Annotated in this window: 16 protein-coding genes; all 16 read left to right on the top strand. The window is 49.5% G+C overall.

Annotation, left to right across the window (positions count from 1 at the left end; genetic code table 11):
• Positions 1 to 352: 352 nt before the first annotated feature.
• The 16 genes from EYB31_RS32345 (at position 353) to EYB31_RS32270 (ending at position 16,506) form a co-directional block, all read left to right on the top strand.
• Complete coding sequence (locus EYB31_RS32345) at positions 353 to 1,045, top strand: phytanoyl-CoA dioxygenase family protein (protein WP_165452731.1); 693 nt, start codon at positions 353 to 355, stop codon at positions 1,043 to 1,045.
• 37 nt (positions 1,046 to 1,082) lie between these two features.
• The gene (locus EYB31_RS32340) at positions 1,083 to 1,928 is read left to right on the top strand and encodes an AraC family transcriptional regulator (RefSeq protein ID WP_131017632.1); all 846 of its coding nucleotides are present in this window, start codon (positions 1,083 to 1,085) and stop codon (positions 1,926 to 1,928) included.
• Between the two features lie 428 nt (positions 1,929 to 2,356).
• Entirely contained in the window at positions 2,357 to 2,641 is a 285-nt protein-coding gene (locus EYB31_RS32335) for a YciI family protein (protein WP_131017631.1), read from the top strand.
• Between the two features lie 70 nt (positions 2,642 to 2,711).
• Entirely contained in the window at positions 2,712 to 3,905 is a 1,194-nt protein-coding gene (locus EYB31_RS32330; protein ID WP_131017630.1) for an aminotransferase-like domain-containing protein, read from the top strand.
• A gap of 17 nt (positions 3,906 to 3,922) precedes the next feature.
• A complete protein-coding gene (locus EYB31_RS32325; protein WP_131017629.1) occupies positions 3,923 to 4,909 on the top strand; it encodes an MBL fold metallo-hydrolase in 987 nt (328 codons plus the stop codon).
• 158 nt (positions 4,910 to 5,067) lie between these two features.
• A complete protein-coding gene (locus tag EYB31_RS32320; RefSeq protein WP_131017628.1) occupies positions 5,068 to 6,384 on the top strand; it encodes an LLM class flavin-dependent oxidoreductase in 1,317 nt (438 codons plus the stop codon).
• 75 nt (positions 6,385 to 6,459) lie between these two features.
• A complete protein-coding gene (locus EYB31_RS32315; RefSeq protein WP_131017627.1) occupies positions 6,460 to 7,212 on the top strand; it encodes an amino acid ABC transporter ATP-binding protein in 753 nt (250 codons plus the stop codon).
• A gap of 33 nt (positions 7,213 to 7,245) precedes the next feature.
• Positions 7,246 to 8,196: a transporter substrate-binding domain-containing protein gene (locus tag EYB31_RS32310; protein WP_131017626.1), complete on the top strand. Its 951-nt coding sequence runs from the start codon at positions 7,246 to 7,248 to the stop codon at positions 8,194 to 8,196.
• A gap of 27 nt (positions 8,197 to 8,223) precedes the next feature.
• Positions 8,224 to 8,928, top strand: coding sequence for an amino acid ABC transporter permease (locus EYB31_RS32305; protein WP_131017625.1), 705 nt, complete (start codon positions 8,224 to 8,226; stop codon positions 8,926 to 8,928).
• Positions 8,929 to 8,939: 11 nt separating this feature from the next.
• Entirely contained in the window at positions 8,940 to 9,647 is a 708-nt protein-coding gene (locus EYB31_RS32300) for an amino acid ABC transporter permease (protein WP_240763114.1), read from the top strand.
• A 287-nt stretch (positions 9,648 to 9,934) separates the two neighbouring features.
• Positions 9,935 to 10,657 (top strand): response regulator transcription factor, encoded by a 723-nt coding sequence (locus EYB31_RS32295; protein WP_131017624.1) that lies wholly within the window; start codon positions 9,935 to 9,937, stop codon positions 10,655 to 10,657.
• Positions 10,654 to 11,712, top strand: coding sequence for a sensor histidine kinase (locus EYB31_RS32290; protein WP_131017623.1), 1,059 nt, complete (start codon positions 10,654 to 10,656; stop codon positions 11,710 to 11,712). Before EYB31_RS32295 ends, EYB31_RS32290 begins: the two co-directional genes overlap by 4 nt.
• 97 nt (positions 11,713 to 11,809) lie before the next feature.
• Positions 11,810 to 12,376, top strand: coding sequence for a copper amine oxidase N-terminal domain-containing protein (locus tag EYB31_RS32285; RefSeq protein ID WP_131017622.1), 567 nt, complete (start codon positions 11,810 to 11,812; stop codon positions 12,374 to 12,376).
• Positions 12,377 to 12,582: 206 nt separating this feature from the next.
• Positions 12,583 to 13,224, top strand: a complete 642-nt coding sequence (locus tag EYB31_RS32280; RefSeq protein ID WP_131017621.1) for a GGDEF domain-containing protein — start codon at positions 12,583 to 12,585, stop codon at positions 13,222 to 13,224.
• Between the two features lie 410 nt (positions 13,225 to 13,634).
• The gene (locus tag EYB31_RS32275) at positions 13,635 to 15,461 is read left to right on the top strand and encodes a sensor histidine kinase (RefSeq protein WP_131017620.1); all 1,827 of its coding nucleotides are present in this window, start codon (positions 13,635 to 13,637) and stop codon (positions 15,459 to 15,461) included.
• Positions 15,454 to 16,506 (top strand): response regulator transcription factor, encoded by a 1,053-nt coding sequence (locus EYB31_RS32270; RefSeq protein ID WP_131017619.1) that lies wholly within the window; start codon positions 15,454 to 15,456, stop codon positions 16,504 to 16,506. Before EYB31_RS32275 ends, EYB31_RS32270 begins: the two co-directional genes overlap by 8 nt.
• Positions 16,507 to 16,510 lie beyond the last annotated feature (4 nt).

Below are 16,510 nucleotides of genomic sequence, written 5' to 3'. Positions count from 1 at the left end.
AACCACAGATATCAATGGGGATTAAAAAAGATGACCCCTGTTCAATACAGGAATCACCTATTGTCCGCTTCTTAAATACTCAACATTACTCTTTTTTTTAAGTGTCCTTGACATGGGGGCCAGTTTACCGGTAGGGTCCGGCGCCGCTTTTTTGTATTTTGAGCCGCGGAATGGGTTCCCTGGAATCCCTTAATAGGGGCAATCCGTGTAATTTTCGAAATGGTCTTCCCTATGTATGTTTAACGCCCCCTCACATCCGATTTGTCCAGATGTTTAATCGTATTTCTCCATGGTGGAATCGTAAAGCCAGGTGCTACAATGCAATCAAACGAAACCACAAGGAGTGATTGAAGTGAGGAAATTGACAGGGGAAGAGCAAAAACATTATGATGAATTCGGATACGTGGTCATTTCGAACTTTTTTTCGGCAGATGAATTAAGTGAGATCAACGAGGAGCTCGACGGATGTGAAACACCGGCTCAAACGTCGGGGGAACATGAAGGATTCACTTATCAGTTGGCGATGCTGACCGACAAAACCAAGCAATTCGCTCAAGACGAGCGTATTCTGAATTTGCTCGAAGATATCGTAAAGCCGGGCATTTCCATCTTTTCCTCCAAGCTGTTGACCAAGCTGCCGGGCAGCGCATCGGTCTGTCATTGGCATCAAGATGATGCGTATTATACGGAAGTGGCAAACAGCCATACCCGGATGTCGATCTGGGTACCGTTGCAAGATACGGATGAGCGAAACGGATGTTTATGGATCGTTCCCGGAAGCCATAAGACGGGACTGCAGTCACATACCGTCAAGGATAACGGCACTTGCCGGAAGGCGCTGGATGAGAATCGGGTCGATTTGTCGAAAGCCGTACCGGTGCGGATGGAGGCAGGCTCCATGCTGCTGTTTAACGCACTCACTTGGCATTCTTCCCAAGGCAACGAAACGGATCAGGTTAGACGGGCATTCATCGTTTCATATCAGGAGGCGACAGTGCCGCTTGGACGGGGCAAGCAGCATGTGATCCTTCGTCCTGCCAATTGAGCATGTTCCTTACTTATTAGCAAGGAGAGATTTTGCATTGTTAAACGCCACCCAACTGGCCGATTATCTCCATAAGTCCGTGTTCTCGATCACTTTTGCCGGGAATACGATTCTTCCGGCCGGTAAATACCAAGCGCCGTATGTCCACAAGATTCACTCCATTCACTACATCGTAAAAGGTTCGGGTTTCTATGTAATGAACGGCGTTAAACACACGTTGGAAGCGGGCTCCGTTATGATCTTTGTGCCCGATACGACATTCGAATGGTTGATTTCGGATACGGAGGACGTTGAAATTTATCATATCCGGTTTGACTGCCAAATGTGTTATAAAGATAAGCTGGATTGGGTTTTCCAAGCTTCAGGCAACGGGCTTGCTCCCTTGCGGGGCAAGCTTGCGGCGGTCCGGCCCGCCGAGGTCCGCAGATGTTTTGAGCAGGTGTATCAACTGTGGAAAACCTACGATCCCATTTCGCAATACCGCTGCGATTTGGCGTTTCGCGAATTATGGCTTTCCTTGATCGACAATCTGTACGATCAGCAGTATAGCAGCGATACGGATTCGATGGTTCAATTCACGTGCCGTTATATCGAGGACCATATCCAATCTTCTTTAACTGTTGAGCAGTTGGCTAAGATGACCGGACTCAGTACGGGGTATTATTCCCGGCAGTTTAAGCGTCTCACCGGCTATGCGCCGAAGGATTACATCATACGGCTTCGGTTGAATAAGGCCAAGGAGCTGTTGGAACAGTCCGGGCTCGCATTAAGCGATATTTCCAAGCTGGTCGGCTACGACGACGAATTTTATTTCAGCCGAATGTTCAAACGGTTTACCGGGATGACGCCGTCGTATTATGCCAGGCAATCGCAAAGGCCTTAGTAATGAGGGCGCCCCGGCATATTCGCGATTTGTACCGCAATGCCGTTGTTGGCTGCATAAAGCTCATCTGCGCAAATGGTTGCCGTTATGCTTCCGGGGCCGCTGCAAACTCGATTCGGGCTTTTGCCTGAGCGAGTTTTTTTGTTTATAACATAACAGTCCATTGCTAAATCAAATCTATCACTAAAAAAGAAAATCATATTTTGTTGAAAAAGAGAGATTTATGTGATATTATTTCTCAATAAATAATTAGAACTTATTATAATCATAATAAATACTTATAATTTATCGTTTTATGTTGTGGGCTTATGATAATATTGTCGAAAAATGCTGGTGTTATCACGATTTTCATAGTCATTTTTTTTTAATTTTAAAACCAAGTAATCTTATAAGAAATATTTAATTAATCATCATTGGAGGGATTTTGTATGGCAGACTTCGCAGTGCTTGTGACGGAATTGGATAACAGCAAACGGGATCAATATTTTCAAGATCATATGCAGTATTTGGACCGTCTGCGCGAGCAGGGAATTGTGCTCGCTAACGGCAAATTTGCCGATGGCTCGCTGGGCCTAATTTTGTTTCGGGCGGAGTCTCAGCAAGTTGTGGAGGATTTGGTCAATCAATCTCCATTTGCGGTGCATGGCGTCCGGCAGTTTGACGTAAAAGAGTGGCCGTCCAAATGGGCGGAAGGATTTGGAGAGCAGGTTTAATCTTTCAGCCATCGGAGCAGCAAAAAGGCAGAGATATCCGGCTAACAAGCCGGTAGCGAGGTGATGACAAGTGATAGACACATATACGTATAACCGGTATTTGCAGCAGTCCAAGACGCTTGGAGGAACGACCAGCCGCAAGCAGGATCATGTGCATTTATCGTTTGGATTTCCGTACTCCGACAAATTTCCTGTACAGCAGCTTGCTGCGGCTGCGCAAAAGGCGACTTTTGAGCAAGGCGCTCAAGCATTGCATTATTTCGGCGGCTCGGCGGTGCAATTTTTGCCCCAATGGGTCAAGGGGAGATTAGCTCGAATTGGCATCGAGGCACCGGCGGAAAACATTCGCATATTGGCCGGAGCGGTGCAGGCTATTGAAATTGCCGCTCGTATCTTGATCAATGCAGGCGATGAAGTATGGGTGGAGGATCCCAGCTTTTTTGGAGCTATTCGTATTTTTAAGCTAGCCGGCGCCGCCATTCGCGCGTTTGAGATGGATCGGGATGGGCTGTTGATTGAGCCGCTGCGCGCAGAATTGGAGCAGCGCCGGGCAGCGGGACAGCCGATGCCCAAGTTCATCTATGTGATGCCGAACTATCAAAATCCGACGGGCATATCGCTTTCGGTTGACCGTCGCAAGGCGCTTGCGGAATTGGCGAAGACGTATGGCTTTTACATTCTCGAAGACGATGCGTATTTGGAATTAAACTTTACCGGCGTATGGCGCCCGGCGATTCGTTCGTTCGCCCCGGATCACGTCATTCATATCGGGACGTTTTCAAAAATTATCGGTCCCGGTGTTCGCCTGGGATGGGCTGTGGCCCCACAGCATTTGCAGCGTTACATTCAACAGTTTATGGGCGGCTCGGAGACGAACCCGTATACGTCGCAAATCGTTGCGCAATATTTGCAGGATAACGATTTCGAAGCTTATTTGGATGAGCTGCTTGACTGTTACCGTTCGCATTTGGCGGGGATGCTGGAGGCGCTGGAACGTGAGTTTGGCAATGAGATCATCGTAAACAAACCGGAAGGCGGATTTTTCCTGACGATACGTTTCAGTCAGCCAATTGATGTGGTCAAGCTGTCGGCGGAGGCGGAGGAACAAGGCGTCAGTGTGCTGAACGGGTCGGCGTTTTTTATGGATAAGGAAGGCCGGGATATGCTGCGGTTGTGTTACACGTATTGTTCGCCGGAGCAGATCGGCAAAGGGATCATACGGCTGCGGAAGGCGTACGATATTGTCCGCAAGCAAAACGGATAACGATCAAACGGAAAGAGATGATGAATTCCATGGATCTGGTTAGTTTGCACCCGAACGGCATTTATCAAATACGTTTGCCGATGGGCAATCCGGCTTGGGTGAACTGTTATTTGATTCCCGACAACGGCGGCTACAGCGTCATCGATGTCGGCATGCATACCGAAACTGCGGTGGAGATGTGGAGACGCGCAAGCGAGCAAATCGGTTTCACCTTCGAGCAAATTCGCAGCATTGTCATTACGCACCATCATCCCGATCATTACGGTTTGGCCGGGTGGCTGCAGCAGCAGTCAGGAGCTCCGGTGTACGTATCTTCATTGGCGAAGCGGCAAATCGAAGGGCTGTGGGGGGAAAACCGCTGGTTGGTAGGCAGCATGCTGGAGATGTATCGTGAAAACGGATTGCCGGCTGATGTGTATGCCGAGATGGTTCAGCATTGGCAAGGAAACGGTGAACAAGTGAAGCCGCATGCACAATTGACGGAATTGAATCCGGGGAGCTCGATTGTTATCGGCGGCGAGCATTATGAAGTCGTTGATATGCCCGGACACGCGGCAGGTCATATCGGTTTGTACAACAAAGCCGACCGGCTGCTCTTATGCGGCGATGCGATTATGCCGGACAGCTTGCCAGATACGTGTTTTGTGCCGGGCGGGGTGGATGAAAGCCCTGTGGAAAGCTTCTTGCAAACATTGAAACGGATGGAAGCATATGAGGTGGAACTTGCTTTCCCGGGACATTATGATCCATTTTCCGGATTCGGCAAAAGGCTCGATGAACTGCGTGAGCTGAATGCAGAGCGGCAATCCCGTTTGCTTGACCAGATCAGACCGGAACCGGTTACCGCTTTTGAGATTTATGCCCGTTCTTTTCCGCCGGCCGCGTCTATTTTACAGCTTCGTTTCGGATTTACGGAGACGTTGTCCCGACTGCGCTGGGCGCAAGAGCTCAAGCTCGTGGAGCCGGTCCGGCAGGACGGTGTAGTTTTATATCGTAGCACATAACGGTTAAAAGCGCCGTAACGACTAACGCGGGTCTTGACGAGAAGCGAAGCCGAAGCAGAGCCGGATCCCCGGCAAAGGGTCGGTATAGTCATTAGCTGCTCGCTTATGATAATCAAAAACTAACACGGATATTTTTAAACAACGGAGGTCCGAAAGTGATGAGCCAAAAACGACAAATGAAATTGGGGACACGTGTATTCGGAATTGGGCATTATCGTACTTTATGGCGGCAGCAGCAGGTTGCGCCGAACGGGAACATCGACTTTAAGGCGCATGTGCGTCAGGCGCAATATGCGGAATCGGCCAAGTTTGACTTTATTTTCTTTTCGGACCGCTTGTTTTTTGACCAATACAGCGCTCCGAAATCGATGAATCAATTCGAGCCGCTCACGATTATTTCCGCGTTATCGGCGGTGACATCGAAGCTTGGTTTTGTGGCGACCGCTTCGACTTCGTATACGGAGCCGTTTAACTTGGCGCGTATACTGATGTCTGCGGATCAGATCAGCGGCGGGCGTGTCGGCTGGAACGCCGTAACGACTGCGCTCAGCGGTGCGGCGCTGAACTTCAGCAGGGACAAGCATTTCTCGCACTCGGAGCGCTACCAGCGGGCGCAGGAGCATCTCGATATTGTGCGCGGGCTGTGGGATACGTGGGAAGACGATGCGTTTGTGTACGACAAAGAAAACAACAAATTTTTCGATCCGGCCAAGCTGCACACGCTGGACTACAAAGGGCAGTTTTTTAACGTTCGCGGGCCGTTGAATATATCCCGTTCGGAGCAAGGCCAGCCGGTCATTTTCCAAGCCGGTGGTTCGGAGACGGGGAAGACGTTTGCCGCCCAAAATGCGGAAGGCATCTATACGATTATCGACACGCTTCCGGAAGCTCAAGTTTTTTATGCCGATGTAAAACGCCGCACGGTGCAGGCGGGACGATCCGAGGACGATGTGCTTATTTTCCCCGGCATGTATCCGTTTATCGGGCGCACGGAAAAAGAAGCGTGGGATAAATACAATGAGGTTGTTTCTTATATTACTTATGAGGAAGCGGTAACCGAACTCAAGCTGTTTTTTAAAGATACGGATTTCTCCAAGCTGGATCCCGATGCGCCGTTCCCGGAATTCAGTACGGAAAGCAGCGAAGGCTACCGTTCGATGGCGGATCGTATTGTCCGCATTGCCAAGGGAGAACGGCTGTCGCTGAAGGAAACGGCCTTCCGTTTCGGTTCGCCGAAGCAGGAATTTGTCGGCACGCCGGAGCGCATCGCCGACCGCATGCAGGCTTGGTTTGAGCAGCGCGGTTGCGACGGCTTCAACGTCTGGGCCCCGTATGTCGGCGGCCAAGAGGAGTTTGCGGAGAAGGTGCTGCCGATTTTGCAGGACCGCGGTTTGTTCCGCAAAGATTACGAAGCGGATACGCTGCGCGGCAACTTGGGGCTGAGCCTTCCGGAAAACCGTTATGCCGGGAAATAATAGGATTTGCACCGGAACGAATCGACGGACCGGTTAGGCTTCGGACCGGAAGCCTGTTTGATAAGGAGGTAAACAATGCTGACACTGCAAGATATTCATAAATCGTACGGCAAAGACGAGGTGCTGAAAGGCATTTCGCTTCAAGTGAACCAAGGCGATGTCGTCTCCGTATTGGGACCAAGCGGCTCGGGCAAAACAACGCTGCTGCGCTGTGTCAACCTGCTCGAAAAGCCGAATAAAGGCACGATTACAATCGATGGCGTGTCCGTCAACGCCGAGAAGCTGACGCGCAAAGATACGCTGCGGCTCCGCCGCAAAACAGCGATGGTGTTTCAGTCGTATAACCTCTTTGCCAACAAGACGGCGCTGGAAAACGTGATGGAAGCGCTGGTTGTCGTGCAAAAGATGAAAACCGCAGAAGCGCGCAAAAAAAGCTTGGCGCTGCTTGAAAAAATCGGCCTCGCGGTTAAGGCGGACCACTACCCCGCCCAGCTCTCCGGCGGACAACAGCAGCGTGTCGGGATTGCCAGGGCGCTGGCGCTGGACCCGGAAGTGATCTTGTTTGACGAGCCGACTTCGGCACTTGACCCGGAGTTAGTCGGAGAAGTGCTTGAGGTCATTCGCAACATCGCCCGCGAAGGGGTTACGATGATGATCGTTACCCATGAGCTCAGCTTTGCGCGCGATATATCCAATCATATCGTATTTATGGAAAAGGGCCTTATCGTCGAGCAAGGCTTGCCGCAGCAGCTGTTTAACGAACCTAAGCACGAGAGAACCAAGGAGTTTATCCGCAGCCGCGTGCCGGCGTGGGATTTTGAAATTTAAACTTAAAACAGAACATACAGGGGAGAGAGAAACATGATAAAGAAATATAAAACAGGTTTTTTGGCGGTAACGGCGCTTGTGCTATTGCTCAGCGCATGTGGAACGGCAGGCAACTCGCAGCAAGGCGGCTCGTCCAATGCCCCGGCGGCCAATAATCCGGGCAGCTCCGGCGGTACGGCGTCCAATGCATCGTCAGGCGGTGCAGCACCTGGTGCATCGTCCGATCAAAAGAAAAACGTTACCGTACTGCATGTGGCGCAAAACGTAATTCCGAATCCGCCTTACAGCTACCAGAACGACAAAAAAGTGATGGAAGGTTACACGGTCGACTATTTGAAATTGCTTGACGAACGTCTGGAAGAATATGAGTTCCAATACGATCAAATTAGCCGCGACGCGATGCTGGTTGGGGTAGAAACGGGTAAATACGACTTTGCCGCAAACTTCTATTACCGCAATCCGGAGCGCGAAGCCAAGTATTTGTTTGGTCAGCAGGCATACGGCTACTCCATTAACGCGTTGATCGTGAAATCCAACCGCAGCGATATTAAATCTTTGGATGACATGCAAGGCAAGACGCTGACGCCGATGAACCCGGCGCTTGGTTTGAAAATCATCGTTGACGACTATAACGAGAAGCATAAAGACAAGCCGATCAAAGTCGACAATGTCGACAAAGTGACCGATGCGGAATCGCTGAAATGGGTCGATCAAGGCAAATATGACGCATTTCTGACGAACAAAAATACGTTTGACACGGTAAACGCCGAGTTGAAGCTGGACTTGAAAGCGGCGACGTATGTGACCAAAGAACCGATTTGGGTACTGTTCAACAAAGACAAAGCCAACTTGGCCAAACGTTTTGACGAAGTAACCAAGCAACTGATTGATGACGGCACCCTGCCGAAATTATCGGAAAAATGGTTTGGCGCGAATTTATTCCAATCGCTGGATCAAGTGAATGCGACCTATCAATTCAAATAAAACAAGCACGAAGGGGCGCTGCCCGTCATGATTGACTTCGCAAAAGTTGTACAATTGTTTATCGACTTGCTGCCGCAGCTGCCCGTTACGCTGCTGTTAACGATCCTATCGCTGCTCGGAGGGCTTGTGCTTGGTCTTGTCCTCGCGCTTGTGCGCATTTACCGCGTGCCGGTGCTTTCGCAGCTGGTCGTCGTTTATGTATCCTTTATGCGGTCTACGCCGATGCTGGTGCAGTTGTTTCTTATCTTTTACGGTTTGCCCAAAATTATACAGGTAATCACCGGCTATGACATCCAATATTGGAGCAGCTTAACGTTTTCGGTGCTGGCGTTTAGCTTACACTGCGCAGCAGCCATGTCGGAAGTATACCGTTCCGCTTATTTGGCGGTGCCGAAAGCGCAGCTGGAAGCGGGATATGCGGTAGGCATGACTTATTTTCAAACGTTGCGACGTATTCTGCTGCCGCAGATGATGCGGGTCGCTCTGCCGAATATCGGCAATCATTCGATTACGCTGTTCAAGGAATCGACGATTGCTTTTACAATCGGTCTTGTCGATGTGATGGGCCAGGCGCAAATATTGATCGAGCGCAGCTACGGGATTTTTCTATTGGAGACGTATTTGGCGGTTTCAGTTATCTATTGGTTCTGCTCGATGCTGATGGGACGTTTTGTTGCTTATATGAATGCCCGTTATGCGAAGAGATACAAAATTATGGCCGGTAAGGCGTAGGAGGTGCCATCTTGCTGCTGGATTGGTCTTATATGGGCAGTAAAGTGCCGCTCATGCTGCAGGCGGTGCCGCGTACTTTGGCCATTGTGCTGGCCGCTACGGCGTTAGGTTTTGTGTTCGGGCTGCTGTTGGCGCTGGTACGCTCCTACAAAGTTCCGGTACTTTCTCAGCTGGCGGCGGCGTACATTTCCGTAGTGCGGGGGACACCGCTGTTGGTGATCATGTATTTGTTTTATTACGGATTACCTGAGCTGTGCGCGGCATTAAACGAATCGTTACATGTCAGCTTTTTTCCGGAAGAACTGAACAAGTACGCAGTGGTCATATTTATTTTTGCTGTTTACATTTCAGCTTATATGGCCGAGACATGGTATTCTGCATTAAACGCCGTCGACTACGGACAGATGGAAGCGGCCCTGGCGGTAGGCATGACGATGCCGCAAGCGTTGTATCGCATTTTTTTACCCCAAGCGATCGTGAGCGCGATTCCGAACTTCGGCAACTTGTTTATCAGCACGATCAAGCAAACCTCGCTTGTATTTATGATTCAGATTGTCGATATTATGGCGGTTGCCAAAATCGAAGCGGGGAAATCATACCGCTATCTGGAAATGTACGTGATCGTCTCGCTTGTGTATTGGGCACTGACGCTGATCTTCGAAAGGTTGTTCATTTATTGGGAGCAGCATTACGCCAAATATAAGCGGCACCATGCATAAACCGTGCGATCGCTTGACCCAAACTCGATTGGACTTCGGTCCGGTCAAGTTTGTACGATTAGTGAAGTGGTCCCAAACAGCCAGACACCCTATATTTAGGCCGCCTTTTGGGCATGGATTCGGTACTGTACCGGGTTCATGCCCTTTTTATGAAATAACAATTGATTATGAACAAGATGACTTACCTCGGCCTATCATGATTTAATACTTTTGTAAGGATTTGCTTTCGGGGGAATGAGGTATAATCGCTACAGGGCGGTAACGCACAGTGAAAAGGAGGATGCGATATGCCTATCAAAATTCTAATTGCTGACGATGAGCCGAACATTAGAGATGTGTGTATGCGATATTTGGAAAGGGAAGGGTATCGGGTCTTGACGGCTGAGGACGGAGAGGAAGCGCTGCGTGTTTGGAGGGAGGAAGCGCCGGATTTGATTATTCTGGATGTCATGATGCCGAAAATAAGCGGCTTTCAGGTATGTGAGGAGATTCGCAACAAACACGAGGTTCCGGTTATTTTATTGACAGCTCGCGGGGAAGAGGGGGATCGCATCGTCGGACTGACGATGGGTGCCGACGATTATATAACAAAGCCGTTCAGCCCGCGGGAGCTGGTGCTGCGGGTCAAGGCGATTCTTCGCCGGCTGCGCTTGGCGGGCCAGCCTGAGCAGTTCGTTTCACCCTCCGCCGACGGAAAAGAAGAGATCCGCTTTCCAGGCCTCGTTATTCATCTTCCCAGCAGGGGGGTGGAAGTGAATGGGGGCCGGGTCGATTTAACCGTGAAAGAGTTTGAGCTTCTTACGCTGCTTGCGACCCATCCCGGGCAAGTATTTTCCCGCAGCCAACTGCTGAATAAAATATGGGACATAGAATATTACGGAGATACGACAACCGTCACGGTTCATATTCGGCGTCTTCGGGAAAAGATAGAGCTTGTCCCTTCAGAGCCGAATTTCATTAAGACGGTTTGGGGCATCGGCTACAAATTTGAAGGGCGGGGGGCTCCATGAGGCTCAAGCTGAGTTTGCGCGCTTATTTGCTGCTGCTAAACGGGTTAAGCATCGCCATGATTTTGGTGAGCGTGTCTATCATTTATCGGTATATGCTGCTGTCCTTAAACGAATATCTGCTTATTATGTGTATTACTATAGGGGCGGCCATTGTTTCGCTGCTCGTCCATGCTCTTCTTACACGTCCGCTGGTGAGATGGATTCGGGTGCTGGATAGTGAGACCCGGCGGGTGGCAAGCGGCGATTTCAATAGTGACGTTCCGCGTATTGGTCCGCAGGAGTTCCAGCGGCTGGCTGCCCAATTCAACCAGATGTCAAGCACGCTGCGCGAGCTGTTCGATCGCCTTCGAGCATCGGAGGAAGCGCGTTCGGAGCTAATCGCCAACGTATCGCACGACTTGCGTACGCCGATGGCGTCCATTCAATCATTTGTGGAGGCGCTTCAGGATCATGTGATTCAAGACCCGGAGACCTTCGACCGTTACTTGCATACGATACGCCTTGAGACCTTAAGATTAAGCGGACTGATCGACGATTTATTCCAATTGTCTCGGCTTGACGCCGGTGCAGCCGAACTGAAGCCGCAGGCTGCTGCTGTGGATAGTCTTATCGTTGAAGTGCTGCAGAGTCATTATTTGCAGCTAACCGCCAAGCAGCTTGAAGTTGACGTGAGGATGCCGGATAGGTTCGGGGCGGTTTGGGTCGATGCTTTTGAAATGAAGCGGGCGCTGGGCAATTTACTGCAGAACGCGATTCGTTTCTCTCCCGCCGCTTCGGTGATCGTGTTTGAGGCGAGGGAATACGACAGCGATTGTATCGAGTTGTCCTTTACGGATCAGGGGCCTGGCATTGCCGAGAAGGATCGGGACCGGATATTCGAGCGGTTTTACCGGGCTGATCCGTCACGCGGACGTGAAGGAGGCGAGGGAGCGGGGTTGGGACTGGCTATTGTCCAATCAATCGTACAGCGCCATGGCGGAGAGGTCGGGGTCCAGAGCCGAGAAGGCTCGGGGAGCCGGTTTTGGATCACGGTGCCGCGAAAGAAACCGTTTTAAATTGTTAATCTTTTTGTAAGAAATTCGTTAGCCTTCCTTAACAGCCTTTCGGTATCGTTAATCTCGAATAACAAACCATCTTAAGGAGGCAATAACAATGAATCCAATGAAAAAAGCAGCAGCCGTATCGGTTCTTTCCCTCGCTCTCATGCTCCCGGGTATCGCGCAAGCCAATGAAATGATGATGAAGCCGGCTGCCGGAGAAATGGGCACAGATATGGGCTCCAGTATGAGCACAGACATGAGTTCCGGTATGATGAATATGAATAACGGCATGGCAATGGACGGCAAAATGATGGGAACCGGCAGTAAGGCAGAAATGATGATGAACGGTACGACCTACGTACCGCTGAGGATGTTCGCCGAAACGTTGGGATACAAGGTGATCTGGAACGGTGACGAGCGGTCCATTACGATGACTTATATGAATATGGGAATGGACAAGGGCATGGGCACGGCGATGCCGGATAAAACGGGCCAAGCCATGATGGACATGAAAGATATGTACATGGTCAAGATCATGTTGGACTCAAAAGACATCATGATCGGAATGGATAAGAATATGCTCAAAAATGCCCCAATGCTTATGGATGGAGAAGTGTATGTCACTCAAGATTTTATCCCCATGTATTTGCTTGCTCCCTTTATGATGAAATCGATGTAAACGATGAAGTCGGCCGATATCGTGGAGACGATGTCGGCCGTTAATCGTGAATTCACTCTAAATTGGTAAGTTAAACCTGAATCTGATGTTGTCAGATCAGGTTTTTTTTGTGATATAATGAAGTGACAGGGTGTTAAGTTTATTGACAAATGTAGCGATTCGAAGTCCCGCCAGCACTAAACCAACCCAGAGAGTGGAGACTGACCATGAAATATACGGGAAGAATCGTTATTATGTCTGTCTTTTTGGTGTTGTATGGGATCGTTAGAGTCTACGGAAATGTATACTATAATTTTCCCTACACTAGATTTCCTTATCTGGGCATTATCGCTTTAGCGATATGCTGGTGGATGGGCGGTCAATACGATAAGGTAAAGTTTTACTCCGAAAAAGATGTTCTTACAGGAATTTGTAACAGAAGACATGTTATCCAAATTTTCCCTAAAATTATCGAGCGAATCGGTAAACGCGACGGAATCTTAAATTTGTTTCTTATCGATGTAGATAACTTTAAGAAGATTAACGATACGTACGGACATGAAACGGGGGATAAGGTCCTCCAATATACTTCCAATATTTTGTTGTCGAATACCGCTAAAACGGATATTGTCGCCCGCTGGGCAGGGGATGAATTTCTAATCATTTCTCCGTATTCAGATGCAAGCAGCGGGGATGCGACCATCCATCGAATCGACCATGCGTTAAAAAAATTATCAGCAGAGATGCGGTTTGAAGTTTCCGTTTCCATTGGAGTTGCAATGTACCCCAATGACGCCAAAACATTGGATGCCCTGCTTCATGTTGCAGATTGTAACATGTACGAAATAAAGTCCAAACAAAAAGCATAACGATAAGCACGTGTTTACAAGAAAGTTGCGGTTTGCAAAAGAAGCGGATGGCGAAGCGGCCTTTGAGCTGAATAAGCAGTTGTCACAGGGATTTTTCTGAGACGGCTGCTTTTTTCTTTGCCTTTCTATGTAAGTTGAACACATGTTTTGGAAGCTCGTTCCATTCCGAAAGGGATTGCCTGGCCGGCTCAAACATCTTGTTTTAAATTCCTTTTATTAAATGGGCCTTCGGATGGCAGGAATTCAAAGCCACAACTCGTCTGCAAGGCAATTCCCTTTCTCCACTGCACTTCGGTTTTTCCCTGAAGTTCTTTTGTTCAACTTATATAGGCGGTTTTTTTAAGCAGGATCTTTCCATCTTAGATCCTTTCATGCTACTTTAGTTAATAATCCGCAGATGAGGGGTGAAAATGTTGTTTTACAGGAAAACGCTTTCAATTAAAGCGAAGCTGGCGAGACTTATTTTATTTATTTTATGTGTGCCGCTTCTCATTTTTGGGACTTTGTGGTATGTCAAAGCTTCAGAAAGTATCGAACGTAATGCAGTCGATTATAACGAGCAATTGATAGGCCAAATCAATTCCCAACTGGACGGTTATTTCACCGATCTGGAGCGGATCACGTATCCGCTGCTGCTGCATCCGCAAATTCAATCGTTTATGAAGTTGTCTCCCGACGAGCAGTACGACCGGTTTTTGATCAGCAAAAAAATATCCGACGAGTTGTTTCCGAGCATTACGTTTGGCCGCCCCGATATTTATGGGTTGTCGATCGTTTCGAACAACGGCATTGCAACCTCCAGCTACAGCGCAGCTGTCGGCAAAGGGAGCTACGAGCAGTATAAAAATGCGGTGCTTGGAGACCGAAATTACCGGATCGCGGGAATTGAATACATGGATTCGATTCCGGTGCTGACGATTGCGCGCACATTTTTGGATACAGTCTCTTATCAATCCAGCGGGATTCTTCTGGTTTACGTACGGCTGAGCGAGATTATCAAAATATGCGAGAAAATCAAGCTGGGGGATACCGGATTTATATGGATTATGGATGCGGAAGGCCGCGTCGTGTACCACCCGCAGAAGGATAAGTGGGGAAAGCAGGCGCTGACGCCGGAACTCAGCGCCAAGCTGACTCATGAAAACGGCCACTATGTGGAAAAGGCGGGGCAGGATAAGCGGCTTATTATTTATGAAAGGTCCGCCAAGACCGGCTGGACGCTGATTTCGGAAGTTTCGCTGAAAGAATTGAACCGGGAAATGATCAGTCTGCGAAATATCACCATCTGGGTTGGTCTTCTTGTGGTTGGGATTGCATTAATTGTTACTGGCGGATTTTCGTTATATTTAACGCAATCGCTGCTTCAACTGCAGCGGCTTATGCGCCGGGCTGAAGAAGGAGATCTCAGCGTCAAAGCTCCTGAACGGAGAAATGATGAACTGGGTGCATTAAATCGCGGGTTTAACCGGATGGTCGGCGAAATCGGCCGTCTTCTCGAAGAGGTGCAAACTTCCCGCATGAAGGAGCAGGAAATGGAAATCCGCCAGCGCGAATCGGCGCTGCAAGCGATGCAATCGCAAATAAATCCGCATTTTTTATACAACACGCTGGAAATTATTAATTCTTATGCCATTATCGAAAACGTCCGGCCGATTAGCCGGATGGCTACGTCACTCGCGGACATTTTTCGTTACAGCGTCGGGAATCCGGGGCAAGCGGTCACGCTGCTGGAGGAAATCCGTTATATTCGGACGTATTTAGAAATCCAGCAGGAGCGGTTTCAAGCTTTGCAGGTCGAGATTGTCACAGATGAAGCGCATCTTCCCAAAGTTCAAGCGGTTCGGTTGATGATTCAGCCGCTTGTGGAAAATGTGTTTAAGCATGGTTATCAGGCGTATAAGCAAAAGCCGAGTTATATCGGCATTTCGGGCATGGTGCGGGACGGAGATTACATTTTACGGATTGAGGATTGGGGGCAAGGCATGGACAGCGGGCTGAAAGAACGCTACAATGCCGCAATTGCAGCGGATGACCGGGAAATGCCGCCACAAACTCAGGAGGTTGGAGGCATGTTTGACGCCATTGGCCTTTGGAATGTACACCAACGCATCCGCATTCATTTTGGACATCCTTATGGCTTGTTTATTGCAAAGTCCGATGAGACGGGCACCATGATCGAAATGCGGCTGAAATTCGTTGCAGGGTCACTTGAGAAGGGGGCGGAAAACGATGTATAACGTATTGATTGTGGACGATGAAATTATGATCAAACGCAGCTTAACCAAGCTGATTAATGAAAGCCCGTACGGGTTTCGCGTCAACGGGGAAGCGGAGGATGGCCGCGAAGCGCTTAGGCTGTGGGAGCAGATGAAGCCGGACTTGATCATTACGGATATCAGCATGCCGGTGATGGACGGTCTGGAGCTGATTGCGGAAATCAGCAAACGGGAAGAGGACAAGGAGATTGTTATTTTGTCCGGTTATGACGATTTCCAGTATGCCCGGCAAGCGATGCAATACGGCGTCATGGATTATGTGCTCAAGCCGGTTAAGCAAGAGCAGCTCGATGAGCTGCTGGGAAAAACGGCAGCCCGTTTGGAGTATAAAAAGCGAACCCGTCAGGAGCGGGGGCAGCGGTTGTGGGAATGCCGGAGCGTTGCGGCCTTGCTAGCAGAGCACTTGTGGATGGTCCGCGAGCCGGAGGCTTTGGAGGTGGCGGCGGACTATCAACAGCAGTTGCTGCACCGCGGATTAAGTGTTGCGAAGTGCTCGGAGCAGCTGGAGGATGTGCTGGCTATGGCGGAAGCGGAGCTGATCGCCCGCAGCGGGGGAAAGCTGCAAGAGCTTCCGAAGCAGCGGCAGCCGGTTTCGTCAGCGGATGAGCTGCTGCTTCGCGTGCGGTATACCATTGCGGCTTTTGCCGGGCAAGTCCGTTTGATCCGCAGTTGGGGACAACATCAGGCGATTATGAAGGCGGTGCAATATATCGGAGCGCATTACACAAACGAGCGGCTGTCACTTTCTCAAGCGGCCAATGAAGCCGGCATGTCGGACTCTTATTTCAGCAGATGTTTTAAAGAGGAGCTGGGAATCGGCTTTACCGAATATGTCATCAAGCTGCGCATGGAAAAAGCGAAAGTATTGCTGGAAGAGCCGGAAAGCAAAACGTATGAGGTTGCCCATGTAGTCGGCTACAGCGACTACCCGCATTTTTCCAAATCATTTAAAAAATACTTCGGTGTTGCCCCCAACGATTATAAAAGGCGGACTACCGGCAAATAAGCCG

The sequence above is a fragment of the Paenibacillus thalictri genome (assembly GCF_004307995.1).
Taxonomy (GTDB): Bacteria; Bacillota; Bacilli; order Paenibacillales; family NBRC-103111; genus Paenibacillus_AF; species Paenibacillus_AF thalictri.
Note: the sequence above shows the minus strand (reverse complement) of the source record. Positions and strands in the feature narration are given on the sequence as shown.